Source organism: Solwaraspora sp. WMMA2065, from assembly GCF_030345075.1.
GTDB lineage: Bacteria > Actinomycetota > Actinomycetes > Mycobacteriales > Micromonosporaceae > Micromonospora_E.
In genome coordinates this window covers 858,965-875,701 of record NZ_CP128361.1, presented here as the reverse complement: position 1 = coordinate 875,701, position 16,737 = coordinate 858,965, and the positions used below count along the sequence as shown (strand labels likewise).

Sequence of the window (16,737 nt, the reverse complement as noted above, 5' to 3'; positions counted from 1 at the left end):
GCCCGGACCGGTCGCCCGGACCCGCCCACGTCCACCCTTTCCCGGTGGGATCCCGGGCAACCAGGCCCAAGGTCACGACCTTTCGGGCCGACCGGATCAGCCCCGACCTTCGGAACGTTGATCCACGAAGTCGAGGGAACCGTCATTGTCGTCAAACCGGCCCTGAGACAACCATGTGGGTGCCCTCGACCGTGGCCACTCGACGCAGGCTCGCGCTGCCACGACCACCGCCAAGATCAGTTACATGGCATGCTTGGCCGAGGTGACGAAGCGGGACCAGGCCGACGGGGCGAAGGTCAACGTCCCGCCGGCACGGTCCTTGCTGTCCCGGACCAGGACCCGGCCGGGAAGGTTGTCGGCGACCTCGACACAGGCGCCGCCGTTGCTGCTGCTACGGGTGGACGTGCGCCACACCGGCTCGCTCATGCTCATCGATCACTCTCAGGATCAGATCACGGGACTGGTCACAGGGCAGTGCCCGCGCGCAGACCATCTCCCACGCGAGCACCAGGTGGCGGAGCTTGTCGGCGGTCTCGCAGACCCGCCCTGCCATCTGGTCGTCAATGTACGCCGCCGTTCCGCCGTCCGGCAGGGTCGCCAACGCGAACGCACCGGCCAGCCCCGGGTGCAGCCCGGCGGAGAACGGCAGGACGCGCACGTGCACGGTCTGCCGGTGGCCGATGTCGACCAGATGCTCCAGCTGGTCCTTCATCAGCGCCGACGGCCCGACCCGCAGCGCGGCCTCGCCGATGATGGCGGTCAACGGCACCGGGTACGGATTCACCCGCTCCAGCGCCGCCGTCTGCCGCTCCATGCGCTCCCGGGTCATCTCCTCGATCTGCACCTCGGTGTGCGTGCCGGCGGAGATGACCTCCCGGGCGTACGCCTCGGTCTGCAGCAGCCCCGGGATGAGCGAGTGCTCGAACCAGCGCAGCTGCACCGCCCGGGACTCGTTCAGCTTCCACGGGCGCATCCATGGGGCGACCGCCTCGCCGCGCGCCTGCTCGGCCAACCGGCGCAGCTCGTCGCCGGTGCCGAGCACCCGGTCCAGGCTGACCGCCAGGTCGTCGGGCGGCAGTGAGCGCCCCGTCTCGTAGTGGCCGATCTGCGATCCGGTCACGTGCACCTGTGAGCCGAGCGCGTCCTGCGACAGTCCTTTCTCGGTCCGCCGCAACCGCAGGATATGCCGAAACTCATTCGCGTTCGCCATCTGTTCCCCCACGCTGATGAAGTAGTGATCCTATTACCGCCACACATCTTCCCGGCCGGGCGACGGATAGTCCAGGGTGGAAGTCAGACCCGGAGGGAATGACCGGCAAGCGTTCCCTCCGGGGCACCCGAATCGCACTCTCCACGTAGGGGGAACAGTGCCCAGGAACGACGGAATCGGCGGGACGCCCCGGCTCGCCCGGTACACCTCGATCAGTACGCCACGCGATGTCGACTTGACACCGAACCGGCCTCCGCTGCCGAAGCGAACCCCTGGGCAGGTCGACCCGGACCGCGACTGGCCATTCCAGCTCAAGGGCGCTCAGCCACGCTCCGCCGCGCTGGAGGCGGCGATCCGGCAGGCGAACGAGACGGCTCGTACGCATATTCCGAATCGGACCACCGGCGAGTGCCACCGGTGCGGCGGGGTGGTCGCGCCGTGCCGGCCGTCGCTGCGCGCCCTCGCCATCCTGGACCGGTGGGACCCGAGCTCGGCGCGACGGGTCCGAGCGGTGTTGCAACTGTCCGGTCTGATGCCGGCCGGCTATCCGCACGACAACGCAGGCAACGACCAGGGTGACGACGTCAACGACGAGTGACCAGCCCCCGTAGACACCCGGGGTGCTCCGCTCCCCCGCTCGCCGCGACCGGTCCCATGGCGGTCCTCTCCCCAGCCCCCGTCCGGGAGGGTCCGCCACGACGGCCGGTCCAGCGCGGCCGACCGGCCGCATTCCCTGCCCGGGAGGCACCACCGAATGGGCGGGCGACGGAGCACTCCGGGCCATTCCCGACGTCCACACGGGTCCTGACGCATCGATGTGAGGCTGAGATACCTATTCCGCGCCAGATAACGTATCTCAGCCTCACATCGCGGAGCGGCCGGGCGGGGAAGCGGCGGGGGGCGGGAAGCGGGGAGCGGCGGGCAGAAAGCGACGGACAGCGCGCGGGGCAGTCGACGGCAGCGCCGTGGCCGGTTAAGCTCACCGGCAGCGCGTCGGGGATCGCGCCGAGACTCGCCGGAAGGCTCGAAGCCACCCCAGGTCCGAGGTTCGAGCGACGGACGCCGGAGCTCTGAATCCGCCCGTGCGAGTCCGGGCGCAGAGCGAGGTTTCCCGTGAAGACGCTCCCCGACAATCCGCACCTGGACCACCTGCGGCAACAGGCCAAGGAGCTGCTGGCCGGGCTGCGTGACGTCGTTCCGACCACGACCCTGGCCGACGCGCAGGCGGCGCTGGCCGGTCAGTACGGCTTCCGCACCTGGCCGGAGCTCAAGGCCGAGGTCGACCGGATGCACGGGCGGGCCGACACCGCCGACCCGTCGCTTGCCCAGGCGATCGCGGACCGCTTCGACCTGGGCAGCGTCGCCGGCCCGATGCGTTCACTGGCCCGCCCGGACGACATCGGCCGCCGCTGGTCGATCGACACCGACCGAGGGCGTTTCACCGTCCGTACGGTGGACACCTGGCTGCCGACCGTCGACGCCGACACTGACGTCGCCCTGCAGCTGGCCGCCGCAGCGGCCGGTGTGCTGCTGCCGACCCCGGTACGCAGCCGCGACAGCGAGGTCGTCGAGTCCGTCGGTGGGCACCGGTGGCGGGCGTACCAGCATCTGCCGGCCGGACCGCCGCTCGCGGCCCCGGTGAGCGCGGCGGTCGCCGGTGCGGTCGGCGACGTGCTCGCCACGCTGCACGGCCTGGCGTTGCCGGTCGGTCGGGTCAGCCCGTGGCACGCCAGACGGATCGGTCCGGCCAGTTGGGCCGGGCTGGCGGCCACCGCAACCGCTCGGCAGGCGCCCTGGGCCGGGCAACTGGCGGCGGCGGTGCCGGCCCTGGAGGACCTGGCGGCGGTCGGCCGCGACGTGCCGGTGCCGGATCCGGTGCTGACCCACAACACGCTCGGGCCGGCGCAGACCCGGCTCGCTCCCGACGGTCGCCTCGTCGTCGTCGGCTGGGAGCACGCCGGTGGACAGCCGCCGGCCTGGGAGTTGGCGAACGCCCTGCTGGACTGGGCAGTCGCACCGCACGGTCGGGTCGACGCCGTCGGTGCGCGGGCGCTGGTCGACGGCTACCGTCGGCGGGCCGGTGGCGTGCCGACACGGTGCCTGGCCGATTTCCGGGGCGCGGCGACCGGTCTGGTCAACTACGTGTCCGAGCAGGTCGAGGCAGCGTTGGCTGCGCGGACGACCGAGGATCGGCGGTACGCCGAGCGCAGTGTGCGACACGTGCTGTCCCGGCTTCCGACGCGTACGACGTTGGAGAGGCTGCTGAACGCGGTGGCCTGAACCAGGGACAGGTGGCCGGAAACCCGGGCGACCGGGCGAGGGGCGGCGGGTATCGTGGTCAGCGCCATGAACCCGCCCTCTGCCGCGCGCTCCGCCTCTGAACTGCTGAAACTCCTCCCCGAGCTGACTCTTCGTGACGAACGGCGGCTGCACCGACGCCTCGACGGGGTACGCAAGGTCCGGGATCCGCAGGCCCGGCAGGCGGCGCTCGACGAGATCGCCACCGCGGTCGCGTCGGCGCAGCAGGCGGTGCAGCGGCGGCGGGACGCGGTGCCGCAGATCCGCTACCCGGACGGGCTGCCGGTCAGCGAACGCGCCGGCGACATCGCGGCGGCGATCCGCGACCACCAGGTGGTGATCGTGGCCGGCGAGACCGGCTCGGGTAAGACCACCCAGATCCCGAAGATCTGCCTGGAGCTGGGTCGTGGCGTACGCGGGCTGATCGGGCACACTCAGCCGCGTCGGCTGGCCGCCCGTACCGTCGCCGACCGGATCGCCGACGAGCTCGGCACCACCCTGGGCGACGTGGTCGGCTACAAGGTCCGATTCACCGATCAGGTCGGCGGCCAGACCCTGGTGAAGCTGATGACCGACGGGATCCTGCTGGCCGAGTTGCAGCACGACAAGATGCTGCGCCAGTACGACACGTTGATCATCGACGAGGCGCACGAACGCAGTCTCAATATCGACTTCATCCTCGGCTACCTCAAACAGCTGCTGCCCCGCCGCCCCGACCTGAAAGTGGTCATCACGTCGGCGACGATCGACCCGCAGCGCTTCGCCGACCATTTCAGCGAGCCGGGCCGGCCACCGGCGCCGGTGGTCGAGGTTTCCGGGCGTACCTATCCGGTGGAGGTGCGCTACCGGCCGCTGCTGCGGGAGACCGTCGACCCGGACGACCCCGACGCGACGCCGGGCACCATCACCCTCGACCAGGTCGACGGGATCGGCGCGGCGGTCGAGGAACTGGCCGGCGAAGGTCCCGGCGACATCCTGGTCTTCCTCAGCGGCGAACGGGAGATCCGCGACGCCGCCGACGCGCTGGGCAAGCTGGTCGCCAACCGGCCCCGGCTGCGCGACACCGAGATCCTGCCGCTGTACGCCCGGTTGTCCGCCGCCGAGCAGCACCGGATCTTCCAGTCGCATCCGGGCCGGCGGGTGGTGCTGGCCACGAACGTCGCCGAGACGTCGCTGACCGTGCCGGGCATCAAGTACGTCATCGACCCGGGTACGGCACGGATCTCCCGCTACAGCAACCGGCTCAAGGTGCAGCGGCTGCCGATCGAGCCGGTGTCGCAGGCGTCGGCCAACCAGCGTAAGGGCCGCTGCGGGCGTACCTCGGACGGCATCTGCATCCGGCTGTACGACGAGGCCGACTTCGAGTCGAGACCGGAGTTCACCGATCCGGAGATCCTGCGGACCAACCTGGCCTCGGTGATCCTGCAGATGACGTCGATCGGGCTGGGCGACATCGCCGCGTTCCCGTTCGTCGAGCCGCCGGACCGCCGGCAGATCACCGACGGCGTCGCCCTGCTGCACGAGCTGGGCGCGATCGAGCCGCCGTCGCCGGGCCTGCCGCCCCGGCTGACCCAGGTAGGTCGGCGGCTGGCGCAGCTGCCGGTGGATCCCCGGCTGGGCCGGATGGTGCTCGCGGCCGAGAGTAACGGCTGCGTCGACGAGGTCGCGGTGATCGCCGCCGCGCTGTCCATCCAGGACCCCAGGGAGCGGCCGGCGGAGCACAAACCCCAGGCCGACCAGGCGCACGCCCGGTTCGCCGACCCGGAGTCCGACTTCGTCGCGCTGCTGAACCTGTGGCGCTACCTGCGGGAGCAGCAGCGGGAACGCTCCGGCAGCGCGTTCCGGCGGATGTGCCGCGCCGAGTTCCTCAACTATCTGCGGGTCCGCGAGTGGCAGGACATCAACAGCCAGATCCGGCAGGTGCTGCGGTCGATGAACGTACCGGTCGACCGGGGCGGTGAGCCGGCCGCGCCGACCGCCGTACACCAGTCGCTGCTGGCCGGTCTGCTGTCGCACGTCGGGGTGAAGGATCCGGCCAAGCCGGAGTACCTGGGCGCCCGGGGAGCCAAGTTCGCGGTCTTCCCTGGCTCGGCGCTGGCCCGCAAGCCGCCCCGCTGGGTGATGGCCGCCGAACTGGTCGAGACGTCCCGGCTGTGGGCGCGTACGGTCGCCAGGATCGAACCCGAGTGGGTCGAGGCGCTCGCCGGCCACCTGGTGAAACGCTCGTACAGCGAACCGCACTGGGAGAAGAAGCAGGCGGCGGTGATGGCCTACGAGAAGGTCACCCTGTACGGCGTACCGCTGATCGCCGGACGCAAGGTCACCTTCGGTCGGGTCGATCCGGTGCTGAGCCGGGAGCTGTTCATCCGGCACGCCCTCGTCGAGGGCGACTGGCACACCCCGCACCGGTTCTTCCACGACAACCGGGCGCTGCTCGACGAGGTCGGCGAGCTGGAGGAACGGGTCCGCCGCCGGGACATCGTGGTCGACGACGAGACCCTGTTCGAGTTCTACGACCAGCGGCTGCCCGCCGAGGTGGTCTCCGGCCGGCACTTCGACTCCTGGTGGAAGAAGACCCGCCGGGACCGGCCCGACCTGCTCACCTTCGACCGGGACATGCTGGTCAACCAGGGCAAGGGCCGCATCGACCCGGCGGACTTCCCCGACGAGTGGCACTCCGACGGGATAGCCCTGCCGCTGACGTACCGGTTCGAGCCCGGCACCGGAACCGACGGGGTGACCGTCGACGTGCCGTTGGCGATGCTCAACCAGGTGTCCGACGACAGCTTCGGCTGGCACGTGCCCGGGCTGCGCGAGGAGCTGGTCGTGGCCCTGATCCGGTCGCTACCGAAGCAACTGCGCCGCAACTTCGTGCCGGTGCCGGACTTCGCCCGCGCGGTGCTGGCCGCGATCACCCCCGGCTCCGAACCGCTGCTGGACGCGCTGGGTCGGGAGCTGCGTCGGCTGACCGGGGTGATGGTGCCGCACGACGCCTGGGACCTGACCAAGGTGCCCCAGCATCTACGGGTCACCTTCCGGGTGGTCGACGAGAACGACAAGCCGCTGGCCGAGGGGAAGGACCTGGCCGCGCTGCGCCGCGAGCTGACCACTGAGGTACGCAAGGTGGTGGCGGCCGCCGCGCCGGACGTGGAACGCCGCGGGTTGCGCGACTGGAGCATCGGCGCGCTGCCGCGCAGCGTCGAGCAGGACCGGGTCGGATACCGGGTCACCGCGTACCCGGGTCTGGTCGACGAGGGGGCGAGCGTCGCGGTCCGGGTGTTCGACAGCGCTGCCGTGCGGGACCGGTCGATGTGGGCCGGCACCCGGCGGCTGCTGCTGCTCACCCTGCCGTCCCCGGCGAAGTTCGTCTCCGGCCGGTTGTCCAACCAGGACAAGCTGGCGTTGAGCCGCAACCCGTACCGCAACGTCGTCGAGCTGCTGGACGACTGCGCCGGGGCGGCGGTGGACCTGCTGATGACGCAGGCGGGCGGTCCGGCCTGGGACGCCGACGGCTTCACCGCGCTGCGCGAGCAGGTCCGCGCCGGGCTGGTCGACGTCACGGTCGAGATCGTTTCCCGGGTACGCCAGGTGCTGGCGGCGGCGTACGCGGTGCAGCAGCGGCTCGGCCGTACCACCGATCTCGCGCTGGTGGCGGCGCTCAGCGACGTCCGCGAGCAGCTCGCCGCCCTGGTCTACCCGGGGTTCGTGACCGCCACCGGGTACGCCCGGCTGGCGGACCTGCCGCGCTATCTGACCGCGATCGAACGCCGGTTGGAGAAGCTGCCGCAGAATCCGCGCCGGGACCGCGACCAACAGGCCAGGATCGACACGGTACGCCGGGAGTACCAGCAGATGCTCGACGGGTTGCCGCCGGCCCGGCACAACACCGAAGCCGCCCGGCGGATCCGCTGGATGATCGAGGAGCTGCGGGTGAACGTGTTCGCCCAGGCGCTGGGTACCCCGTACCCGGTGTCGGAGCAGCGGATCTACCGGGCGATGGACGAGGCCGAGCAGGCCGAGTGAGCCGGTCGGTCCCGCCGCCGACCGGGTCGGTCCGGTCGGTCTGAGCGGTGCCGGTCAGTTCCGTTGCAGGGTGAGCACGGACAGTCCGGCGACGGCGTCGATGTCGTACCGGTCGGTCGCGCCCGCCCAGCCCTGGCCGGTGAAGACCGCACCGGGGGCGATGCCGTCGTGGCTGCGGGTGTCGATGGTGGCACTGGCCGCCCCGGACCCGAACCGGACCTGGGCCGGGGGCCCATCCGGGGCGTTGATCAGGAACTGGTTGGCGCCGCCGGTCATCCGCACCGGCAGGGTGCCGTCCGGCGCGGGCAGGGACAGCTCGATGCGGGCCGCCCCGCCGACGATGTCCACTCCGCTCAGCTCGGCACCGGTCAGGTCGATCGAGTGTTCCGCGACGCCGCCGGTGAGCCGCAACTGCCAGCGCACCGACGAGTGCAGCTCGATGTCGACGACACCGGGTCCGGACTGGTCGTTGGGCACCAGGTGCAGCTTGATCCGGTTGCCGTCGGCGATCACCCGTGGTTGCACGTCGGCGTCGATCGGGGTCCGGACCCGGTACAGGTCGCCGCCGAGATCGGCGGCGACGATGTTGACCGTCGTGGTACCACTGACCAGGTCGAATTCAGCCTGCTGTAGTTCGCCGAGCGGGCCGGTCACCAGGCGTTCGGTGGCGGGTTCCGAATCGACGGCGGCCGGGTCGACCACACCGGGACCGTCGGCCGGCGGCGGGGAGTCGGCGACCGTGGTGTCCGATGTGGTCCGCAGCGCGTCGACGACGCCGGCCCCGACCAGCGCGGCGACCAGGAACAGCGCCACCAGCCCGGTGACGACCATCGCGAGTCGGCGTGGTCGGCCGTCGGCCGGCCCGGTCATGTCGGGTTCCGGGTCGAAGAACGGCACCGCCGGGGTGACCGGTTCCGGTCGGTCCAGTTCCCGGGCCAGCCACGGCGGCGGCGGCAACAGACGTGGCGACACGGTCACCGGCTCGTCGTCGAGGCGCTGCGGGTGGTGAGCCGGTTCAGGTGGATACCCGGCCGTGGGACCATGCCAGGCAGGACCGGATCGCCGCACCGGACTGGTTTCCCGCGCAGGTGCCGGAGCCTGCACCTCGCCGAGTTCGATCGCGGCTGGTTCGCCCCCCTGTGCCGGTCGCTGCATGGCTGCCCCTCCTCGGCGTTCGCGGGCACGGCGCACCGTTGTGCCCGTACAGCAGTACGCAGCCGGACGTTCGGCGGATCGATGCCGCTGCCGGAAAGTTTCGGATGCCGGCCGCAGCCTGACCTTGGGCTCAGCGGTCACTCATACTCGGTGTCAGGGCTCGCGTCCACCCCCGCCTACCCGCCGCGAGCCCCGGAGGACAGTGATGCGCATTCAGGTCGAAACGAGCATACCACCCGAATTGTCCGAACCGACCTGGCAGTTGTACACCACCGCGTTCGACGAACTCCGGGTCACCGCGGTCCAACGGCACGTGATGGACCGGGTCGAGTTCGACCAGGTGCTGAGCGACGCCCGGGTGCTGAAGTATCTGGGGCGCGACGACCGGTCCCCCGATCTGCTTACCGCGCTCGCCACCTTCACCAACGAGCTGGATTCGATGCCGCTGATCTCCCCGGACTACTTCGCCCACCGCTGGCCGGACCTGTACGCGCAACGCCGGATCTGGTACATCGGCTTCTTCGCCGTCCATCCGCAGTACCGCGGCAGCGGCATCTTCGAATCGGTGATCGCCGACATGTGGCAACGCGTGCAGGACAGCGACGGTGTCGCGGCGTTGGACATCTGCCGCCGCAACGACCAGATCGGGCTCGGCCGGGCCATCCATCAGACCCTGGGGACGTTGACCGAGGGAGCGCGGGCGACCCGGCTGGACGAGCAGACGTACTGGCTCTACGAGTTGCCGCCGCGCCCCTGAACCTGCCTGGCAGCCGGCACCGCCGGCCCGTCCACCGGGTCGGCGGGTCGGCTCGCCCACCGTCGGGCGAACTCAGCCGGGCCGACCGGCTCTCCCCAGAGCCTGCCCTGTCCGAACAGCACGCCGAGGACGGCCAGCACGCCCTGCTGCAGCGGGGTCTCCACCCCCTCGGCGACCACGGTCAGGTGCAGGGCGCTGCTCATCGCCACCACCGCCCGGACGATCTCCTCGTCCTTGGCGCTCTGGCCGAGGCCGGCGACGAACGCCCGGTCCACCTTGACCCCGGTCACCGGATGCTTGCGCAGATAGCCCAATGCGGAGAACCCGGTGCCGAAGTCGTCGACGACGATCCGGATCCCCCGCTGCCGCAGGTCAGCCAGCACCTGGCCGGTGACGCTGGTCGGGTCGATCATCACCGACTCGGTGATCTCCAGGACGACGACGGAGGCCGGCACCCGGTGCCGGTCGAGCGCGTCGTCCAGCGCCCGGATCAGACCCGGGTCACGCAACTGGCGGGGCGACACGTTGACCGACATCCAGAAATCCGCCGTCACCGTGCCGTCCGCCCGCCACTGCGCCAGCTGCCGCACCGACCGGTCGAGCACCCAGCGTCCGATCGGGCCGATCAGCCCGGTGTCCTCGGCGATCGGGATGAACACCGCCGGTGAGATGTTGCCCCGGCCCGGATGTTCCCAGCGCAGCAGCGCCTCGGCACCGATCAGGCTGCCGCTTTCCAGGTCGACGATCGGTTGAAAGGCGATCCGCAGATCGTCCTCGCCGAGGGCGATCCGCAGGGCCTGCTCGATTTCCACCCGCTCGCGGACCCGCTCGTGCATCGACGCGTCGAACATCACCCAGCGGCCGCGACCGTCGGCCTTCGCCTGGTACATGGCCGTGTCGGCGTCGCGCAGCAACGCGTCGGCGGTCACCGGCGGATCGTTGCCCGCGCCACCGTCGTCGAGCTGGGTCCCGGCGATCCCGACCGAGGCGGTGATCACCGCCTCGACCTGCCTGATCCGCAGCGGTTCGTGCACACAGTCGATGATCCGGTCGGCCAGCGCCACGGCCTGCGCGCGGCTTCCCAGCTGGACCACGACGAACTCGTCCCCACCGACCCGGGCGACCGTCGCCGCAGCCGGCAGCGCCGCCCGCAGTCGGGCCGCCACCTGGGCGATCAGCTGATCACCCGCGTGGTGCCCCCACGAGTCGTTGACCAGTTTGAACCCGTCGAGGTCGAGGAAGAACACCCAGACCCCGGCGTCCGCTGGCCGCCGACCGGCGGTGAGCAACCGGCGCACCTCGGCGGCGAGCATCAACCGGTTCGGCAGGCCGGTCAGTGGGTCGTGGGTGGCGCGGTGCTCGTAGCGGCGTTGCGCGGCAGCGTACCCCTGGACGGCGGAGACCGCCCGCATCATCAGCAGCACCACCATGGCAGCACCGCCCACGCCGAGCACCAGCCGGTCGGCCGTCGATCGCCCGGAGACGAAGACGGTGAGCACGAACGGCGCGGCCAGCGCCGGGCCGATCAGCAGCAGCCGCTGCCACGACCAGGCCTGCACCGGCAGCCGGGCCGCCTGACCGAGGTCGACCACGGAGGGGTGCAGGGCGGCGGCGCCGATCAGCAGGAAGCCGAGCATGAAGGGCAGATCCAGCAGCCGGGATCCGGTGAGCTGACCGGAGACTCCGATGATGGCGTACAGCACGTCGCCGACCACCAGCAGACTCATGGAGGCGACCAGCAGCAGGTAGCTCGGCCGCCGAACGGCGGTGGTGAAGGCCAGGCTGACCAGCAGCAGGATCAGGATCACGTCGAAGATCGGATACAGCGCGGCGAGGGCGGAGACCAGGGCCGGCCGGTCGGTGATGCTGCCCGCCGGCACCGCCAGCAGCAGTACGGAGCACAGCGCCGCACCGATGAAGACGATCAGACCGTCGATCACCGCGTGTGACGGCAGCCGGCCCCGGGTGCGCAGCAGCCCGGCCAGGCCGAGCAGCATGAACAGGTAACCCGGCACGGTGGCGGCGTCGGCGGCCAATGCGTACGGCCCGTCCTGCTCGACCGCCCACGGCCGGGCCAGCGCCCCGGTGAGGAAGCACACGCAGGCGACAGCGAGCAGCCACCAGGCCCAGCGGGGCTGGGCCCGGTGCCAACGGGGGCCCAGGGTCACGGCGAGCGCGCCACCGACCCCGGCGACGGTGAAGGCCGGTCCGGCGATCATCGGCGTGTCGAACGCCGCGTAGAGCACGGCGGCGACAACGCCGAAGGCCACGAACACCAGTGCCGGCAACGATGACGACAAGGCTTGTCCCGTCCCCGGCGCCGCGGGTCGCGTCACGATGGCCCCTGCGCACATGTCATTCACCGGCTGATTCGTCGAACAGGCCGACACCTTACCAAGGTGACGGGGCGGTCAGCCTGGTCAGGCCGGGCCCGCCACGGTGGGGCCGATCGGTCGCGGCTGATGGTCGCTGCCGCACCGCCGACCAATCGTCCGTTTGGCGTATGGCTCGGTCGGATATCGCCGGTTTGACGTGCGAAGTCGGTGGATATGTTGACCCGGTGCCTGCCACCCCTCCCTCGCCGGGCCGGCTGCCGTCGCTGACCGGGCTGCGGTTCGCCGCTGCGCTACTGGTCTTCGGCGTGCACGCCTACTCGTTCATCCCGTTGGCTGACCCGCCGGCCGACCGGGTCGCCGGCATCCTGTTCAACGGCGGTGACCTGGGCGTTTCGTTCTTCTTTGTGCTGTCCGGTTTCGTCCTCACCTGGTCGGTCCGCCCCGGCTACCGGCCGGGTCGGTTCTGGTGGGGACGCCTGGCGCGGGTCTACCCGGCGCATCTGGTCGCCCTGGTGCCGGCCGTCGTCGGCCTGATGCTGACAGCACGACTGCCGGACATCTGGCCGCGGCTGCTGGCCTTCTCAGCACCGCTGGTCCAGGCCTGGCATCCGTCGGACGTGTACTACCTGGGGATCAACCCGGTCACCTGGTCGCTGTCCTGCGAAATGGCGTTCTACCTGGCGTTCCCCCTGTTGTACGCGGGACTGCGCCGGCTCGGCACGACGGCGCTGCGGGTCGCCGCCGTCGCCCTGCCGGCCGCCGTCTGGCTGATGCCGGTGGTGGCCGACCTGCTGATCGCGGCGGAACACCGCCGCTGGTTCGTCTACATCTTCCCGCCGGTACGGATGTTGGAGTTCCTGCTCGGCATCGTGCTGGCGCTGCTGGTGCGGCGGGGCGCCTGGCGGGGTCCGGGACTGCGGGTGGCCACCGCTCTGTGGGTGGTGAACTATCTCGCCGTCGAGTGGCTGCCGGCGCAGGCCCGCGACACCGCAGCGACGATCGTGACGATCGGTCTGCTGGTCCCGGCGGCGGCACTGGCCGACCTGCACGGCCGGCGGTCCTGGTGGCGCCACCGGGTCGCGGTCCACCTGGGCGAGGTGTCATACGCGTTCTTCCTGCTTCATCTCGTGGTGATCGTGACCGTGATGCACCTCGTCGGCCGGGACCGGGAGTGGGCCACCGGGCAGGCGGTCGGGTTGACGCTGGCGTTCCTGGTCGGGTCCTACCTGTTGGCGGTGCCGCTACACCGGTGGGTCGAGCTGCCGGCGATGCGTCGACTCAGGCCGACTCCGCCGGCAACTCCGCCCGGACCACCCGAACCGCCGACGCGGGACCGGCGGCAGACCGGGCCGGATCCCCGGCGGGACGCTCTCACCGGTTGACTACGCTCGCCGACGGGGCGGCACCGCCCTCCGACGGGAGGCACCATGGACAGGCGAGTTGGTGGGTTCGACGCACAGCTCGGCGTACGGGCCGAAGAGATCTCCGCGGAGCGGGTGGAGCTGCGGCTGCCGGTGACCCCGGCGCTGCACCAACCGTTCGGGATCGTGCACGGCGGGGCGTACTGCGCGCTGGTGGAGAGCGCGGCGAGCATCGGCGCGGCGACCTGGCTCGGTGACGAGGGCCGGGTGGTGGGGGTGGCCAATCAGACCGACTTCCTGAAGGCGGTCTCCGGCGGGGAACTGATCGCCGTCGGTACTGCGGTCCACCGCGGCTACAGCCAACAGCTGTGGCAGGTTCATATCACCGACGGTGACGGACAACTGGTCGCCCGGGGTCAGGTGCGGCTGCAGAACCTCCGGCCGGGAGGCGGCCGCCGCTCCTGACGCCGTCGGTGGCCCGCCCGATGCGCGACAGCCCGCCCATTGCTGCGGCGATCCGGCGAACCGGACAGCTCTCCGGTCCGTACACACTGGCAGGAGGCGATGAGACATGGGCATCATGGTCAACCCTGCACGCCGTGACACGACCGGTTCCGACCTCTACATCCTGCGCGGTCTGCTGTGGTGCGGTGACCGCCTGTTGATTCCGGCCAGCACCGACGACGGCACCCGCCACTATGCCTGCCCCGACACGGAATGTGACCGTTCCCTGATCAACGCCGAGGAGATCGAACAGCAAGTGTGGCAGCGGTACGTACAGCTGAACGCCGACGCCGCCGACGTGGTCAGTCGCGACCAGCGGCGGGCGGCGCTGGTCGGCGTACTGGCCCGGGTCACCGTCGGCACCAGCCTGGTGGGGCTGGACTACGGCTGGCGGGACTGACCGCCGCCAGGACCGGCACTCACCACCCGAACGGGCCGGTCACCGCACGAACGCTTGCTCACAGCACGAACGCGTCGGTCCACAGCTGCCCGGACCGGCCGGTCAACGCGCCCAGCAACGCGACCGCCTGGCCGTCGGTGAGTGAGGCAACGTAGTCGACGATCGCCCGACCCTGAGCGGCGGCGACCAGGCTGCCGCCCGGGGCGCCGCTCACCCCGGGGACGGCACCGGTGCCGGTGGTCGCCGCCAGCTCCGCCTCGGCCAGCTCGACCAGGTCGTGCAGTCGGCGGGGCAGCCGCCCCTGCTCGTCCGGGTCGGTCACCCAGGCGTGCAGCGCGTCGACCAGGGTGGCCAGCAGATCGGCCTGACCGCGCTGATGCAGCGCCAGGTCCGGCCGGGCGAGGACGAACCGGTGGTGCACGAACTTGAGCACCTGCACCTCGTGCCACTGGGCGGTCGCCAGCAGCACGTGGCCGGAGCGTACCGGCGGGTTGGCAGTGACGCCGATCGCGCCGACCAGTCGCCGGGTCCACCGCGCGGAGAACGTGCTGATGCTTCCCTCCGCTTCGATCGACCCGTCGAACGGCACCATCAGCAGGCCGTCCACCAGCTCCTGACGGACGTGTTCGACGGCGGCGGCGAACGCCTCGTCGGAGGCGATCCAACTGTCCTTGCGGTGCAGCTGGCGGCGGAGCCGCTCGATGGACCGGCCGGGGCGGTGCGCGCTGGCGGCGATCTCCGCGTCGGTGAGCTCCCGCAGCTCGGCGGCGGAGCGCTGCCAGGTGACGAGTTCACCGGCGACCGGGCCCTGCTGCAGTACGCCGACCCGGTGGAAGTCCTCCACGTCGTGGATGGCGTACGCGATGTCGTCGGCGGTGTCCATTATCGAGGCTTCGACGGTCTGTTGCCACGGATCGAGCACCCCGGCGAACGGCGCCCGGGCCTGCCGCAGGTCGGCCGCCTCGGTGGTGTAGGCGCCGAACTTGACCGACCCGACCGCCGGATCGTCGGGCGCGACCGCGGCGCCACGGGGCGCCGGGCGCAGCAGGCTCGGATGCGGCTGCGGATAGGTGCGCCGGGTCCACGGGTACTTGAGCATGGCGGCCCGCACCGCTGCGGTCAGGTCCAGACCGACGGCCGCCTCGCCCCGGATCTCGGTGCTGGTCACGATCCGGTAGGACTGCGCGTTTCCCTCGAAACCGTCCGGCAGACCGAGCCGGTGCCGGGTCACCCGGTCCAACACCCGTTCACCAAGGTGCCCGAACGGCGGGTGGCCCAGGTCGTGGGCGAGCGCTGCCGCCTCGACCACGTCCGGGTCGCAGCCGCCGAGCTCGTCGAGCAGGGTCCGGTACCGCTCGTCGGCGGCCAGTCGCTCGGCGACGGCCCGGCCCACCTGGGCCACCTTGAGGCTGTGGGTGAGCCGGTTGTGCACCAGCAGGCCGGAGCCGCCCGGGCTGATCACCTGGGTCACGCCGCCCAGCCGGGCAAAGAACGGTGAGGAGACGATCCGGTCGCGGTCGGCCCGGAACGGACTCGCCGCCAGATCGCTGGCGGCGGCGGCCCGTCGGCCGAACAGGCGGCGGGCGCGGAGGTCCCCGGCCGGCTCGGTGGCCGACCGGACTGCTGGTGCCGGGTCCACCAGCAGACGCTAACCCGGTGCCGGTGCCGTACCTGGTCCGGGGTGGCATTTCGGCGCTGTCGAAGGACCATTCACCGGTCTCCAACAAAGGAATGGCTTGAGCTGATTGGTCCGGCGTCGTAAGGTTCCGCTTCAGCAAGGTCAACCATCCTTGCCGGGCCGCGCCCGCGGCCCTGCTCGGCTCGCGCACCAGAAACCGCCGCAGGGGACGACTCGATGCGCCGTGCTCGAACTCCGACGGAGTTGACGCTGACCGAGGAGTTCTTCCTGGTTGCGCTCGACGACAGCACCGGCCGGCCGATGGTCGGCCGGGATCTGCTCGGTGCCGGGCTCGCCGGCACCGCGATCGCCACGCTGATCCTCGCCGGTCGTGCCGAGGTCCGCGACGGCCTGCTGGTGCCGGTCGACGGGCAGCCGCTCGGTGACCCGGTCGCCGACCCGCTGCTGGCCGAACTGCGGCTGGAACAGCGCCAACCGGTGCCGGACTGGATCGCCCTGATGCGACCAGGGCTGCCCGGGGTGGTCGCCGAGGATCTGGAGACCCTCGGCGTGCTGCGCACCGAACAGGTCCGCCATCCGGTGACCCGCCGCATGACGACCCGGTTCCCGGCGATGGATCCGGTCCGCGCGGTCGGCCCCCGGGTCCGGCTCGGCCACGCCCTCGGCCGGGTCGTCGCGGTGGACGCCCGGACCGCCGCGCTGGCCCAGATCGTCCGTGCCACCGGCACCGAAGGCTGGTTCGTGACTATGTACGGGGCGACGGTGCGTCGACAACTGACGGCTATCGCGAGCCGGCTCGATCCGCAGCTGACGGCGGTGGTCGACGCGATCAACCACCCGGTGCCACGGTCCCGGCTGGCGGTACGGCTGTGGCCGCAGCGGGACACGTCGATCGCCTGGTGACCTGCGCCGCGGACCGGGTCGCGTGGTGGCGCGACACCGACGGTCGATAGCCGGCAGAATGCTTCCCGGACCACCCACCGTGGTCCCCGGCACCGGCCGCACGACGGGTGCCGGGCCACAGGCATCGGGCCGGACGGGAGCACCCCCGCCC

13 protein-coding genes are annotated in these 16,737 nt (G+C 71.4%); 8 read left to right on the top strand and 5 right to left on the bottom strand.

Annotated elements, in window-relative coordinates:
• Positions 1 to 240 precede the first annotated feature (240 nt).
• Both O7610_RS03975 and O7610_RS03970 read right to left on the bottom strand, forming a co-directional pair.
• Positions 241 to 432 carry a DUF397 domain-containing protein gene (locus O7610_RS03975; RefSeq protein ID WP_289212674.1) on the bottom strand — a complete coding sequence of 64 codons (192 nt, stop codon included), beginning with the start codon at positions 430 to 432 and terminating at the stop codon, positions 241 to 243.
• The gene (locus tag O7610_RS03970; protein ID WP_289212673.1) at positions 392 to 1,210 is read right to left on the bottom strand and encodes a helix-turn-helix domain-containing protein; all 819 of its coding nucleotides are present in this window, start codon (positions 1,208 to 1,210) and stop codon (positions 392 to 394) included. Before O7610_RS03970 ends, O7610_RS03975 begins: the two co-directional genes overlap by 41 nt.
• Positions 1,211 to 1,367: 157 nt before the next feature.
• Here O7610_RS03970 and O7610_RS03965 point away from each other — a divergent pair, with 157 nt between their 5' ends.
• From O7610_RS03965 to hrpA, 3 genes are all read left to right on the top strand, one after another.
• Positions 1,368 to 1,808 (top strand): hypothetical protein, encoded by a 441-nt coding sequence (locus O7610_RS03965; protein ID WP_281554396.1) that lies wholly within the window; start codon positions 1,368 to 1,370, stop codon positions 1,806 to 1,808.
• 515 nt (positions 1,809 to 2,323) lie between these two features.
• A complete protein-coding gene (locus tag O7610_RS03960) occupies positions 2,324 to 3,490 on the top strand; it encodes a phosphotransferase (protein WP_281567373.1) in 1,167 nt (388 codons plus the stop codon).
• Between the two features lie 66 nt (positions 3,491 to 3,556).
• Positions 3,557 to 7,531 carry an ATP-dependent RNA helicase HrpA gene (gene hrpA, locus O7610_RS03955; protein ID WP_289212672.1) on the top strand — a complete coding sequence of 1,325 codons (3,975 nt, stop codon included), beginning with the start codon at positions 3,557 to 3,559 and terminating at the stop codon, positions 7,529 to 7,531.
• 54 nt (positions 7,532 to 7,585) lie between these two features.
• Here hrpA and O7610_RS03950 read toward each other — a convergent pair whose 3' ends face one another.
• A complete protein-coding gene (locus O7610_RS03950; RefSeq protein WP_289212671.1) occupies positions 7,586 to 8,686 on the bottom strand; it encodes a hypothetical protein in 1,101 nt (366 codons plus the stop codon).
• A 241-nt stretch (positions 8,687 to 8,927) separates the two neighbouring features.
• Here O7610_RS03950 and O7610_RS03945 point away from each other — a divergent pair, with 241 nt between their 5' ends.
• The gene (locus tag O7610_RS03945; RefSeq protein ID WP_281554392.1) at positions 8,928 to 9,443 is read left to right on the top strand and encodes a GNAT family N-acetyltransferase; all 516 of its coding nucleotides are present in this window, start codon (positions 8,928 to 8,930) and stop codon (positions 9,441 to 9,443) included.
• Here O7610_RS03945 and O7610_RS03940 read toward each other — a convergent pair.
• Positions 9,419 to 11,743 carry a putative bifunctional diguanylate cyclase/phosphodiesterase gene (locus tag O7610_RS03940; protein WP_289212670.1) on the bottom strand — a complete coding sequence of 775 codons (2,325 nt, stop codon included), beginning with the start codon at positions 11,741 to 11,743 and terminating at the stop codon, positions 9,419 to 9,421. The genes O7610_RS03945 and O7610_RS03940 overlap by 25 nt on opposite strands.
• Before the next feature lie 260 nt (positions 11,744 to 12,003).
• On the opposite strand from O7610_RS03940, the gene O7610_RS03935 reads away from it, so the two are divergent.
• The 3 genes from O7610_RS03935 to O7610_RS03925 all read left to right on the top strand — a co-directional run bounded on the left by O7610_RS03935 (position 12,004) and on the right by O7610_RS03925 (position 14,044).
• On the top strand, positions 12,004 to 13,161 hold the full coding sequence (locus O7610_RS03935; RefSeq protein WP_281554390.1) for an acyltransferase family protein: 1,158 nt from the start codon (positions 12,004 to 12,006) through the stop codon (positions 13,159 to 13,161).
• 45 nt (positions 13,162 to 13,206) lie between these two features.
• On the top strand, positions 13,207 to 13,605 hold the full coding sequence (locus tag O7610_RS03930; RefSeq protein WP_281554389.1) for a PaaI family thioesterase: 399 nt from the start codon (positions 13,207 to 13,209) through the stop codon (positions 13,603 to 13,605).
• A 106-nt stretch (positions 13,606 to 13,711) separates the two neighbouring features.
• Positions 13,712 to 14,044, top strand: coding sequence for a recombinase zinc ribbon domain-containing protein (locus O7610_RS03925; RefSeq protein ID WP_281554388.1), 333 nt, complete (start codon positions 13,712 to 13,714; stop codon positions 14,042 to 14,044).
• A gap of 58 nt (positions 14,045 to 14,102) precedes the next feature.
• Here O7610_RS03925 and O7610_RS03920 read toward each other — a convergent pair whose 3' ends face one another.
• Positions 14,103 to 15,683, bottom strand: coding sequence for a deoxyguanosinetriphosphate triphosphohydrolase family protein (locus O7610_RS03920; protein WP_289212669.1), 1,581 nt, complete (start codon positions 15,681 to 15,683; stop codon positions 14,103 to 14,105).
• Positions 15,684 to 15,899: 216 nt separating this feature from the next.
• On the opposite strand from O7610_RS03920, the gene O7610_RS03915 reads away from it, so the two are divergent.
• On the top strand, positions 15,900 to 16,586 hold the full coding sequence (locus O7610_RS03915; RefSeq protein ID WP_281554386.1) for a GOLPH3/VPS74 family protein: 687 nt from the start codon (positions 15,900 to 15,902) through the stop codon (positions 16,584 to 16,586).
• Positions 16,587 to 16,737: the final 151 nt, after the last annotated feature.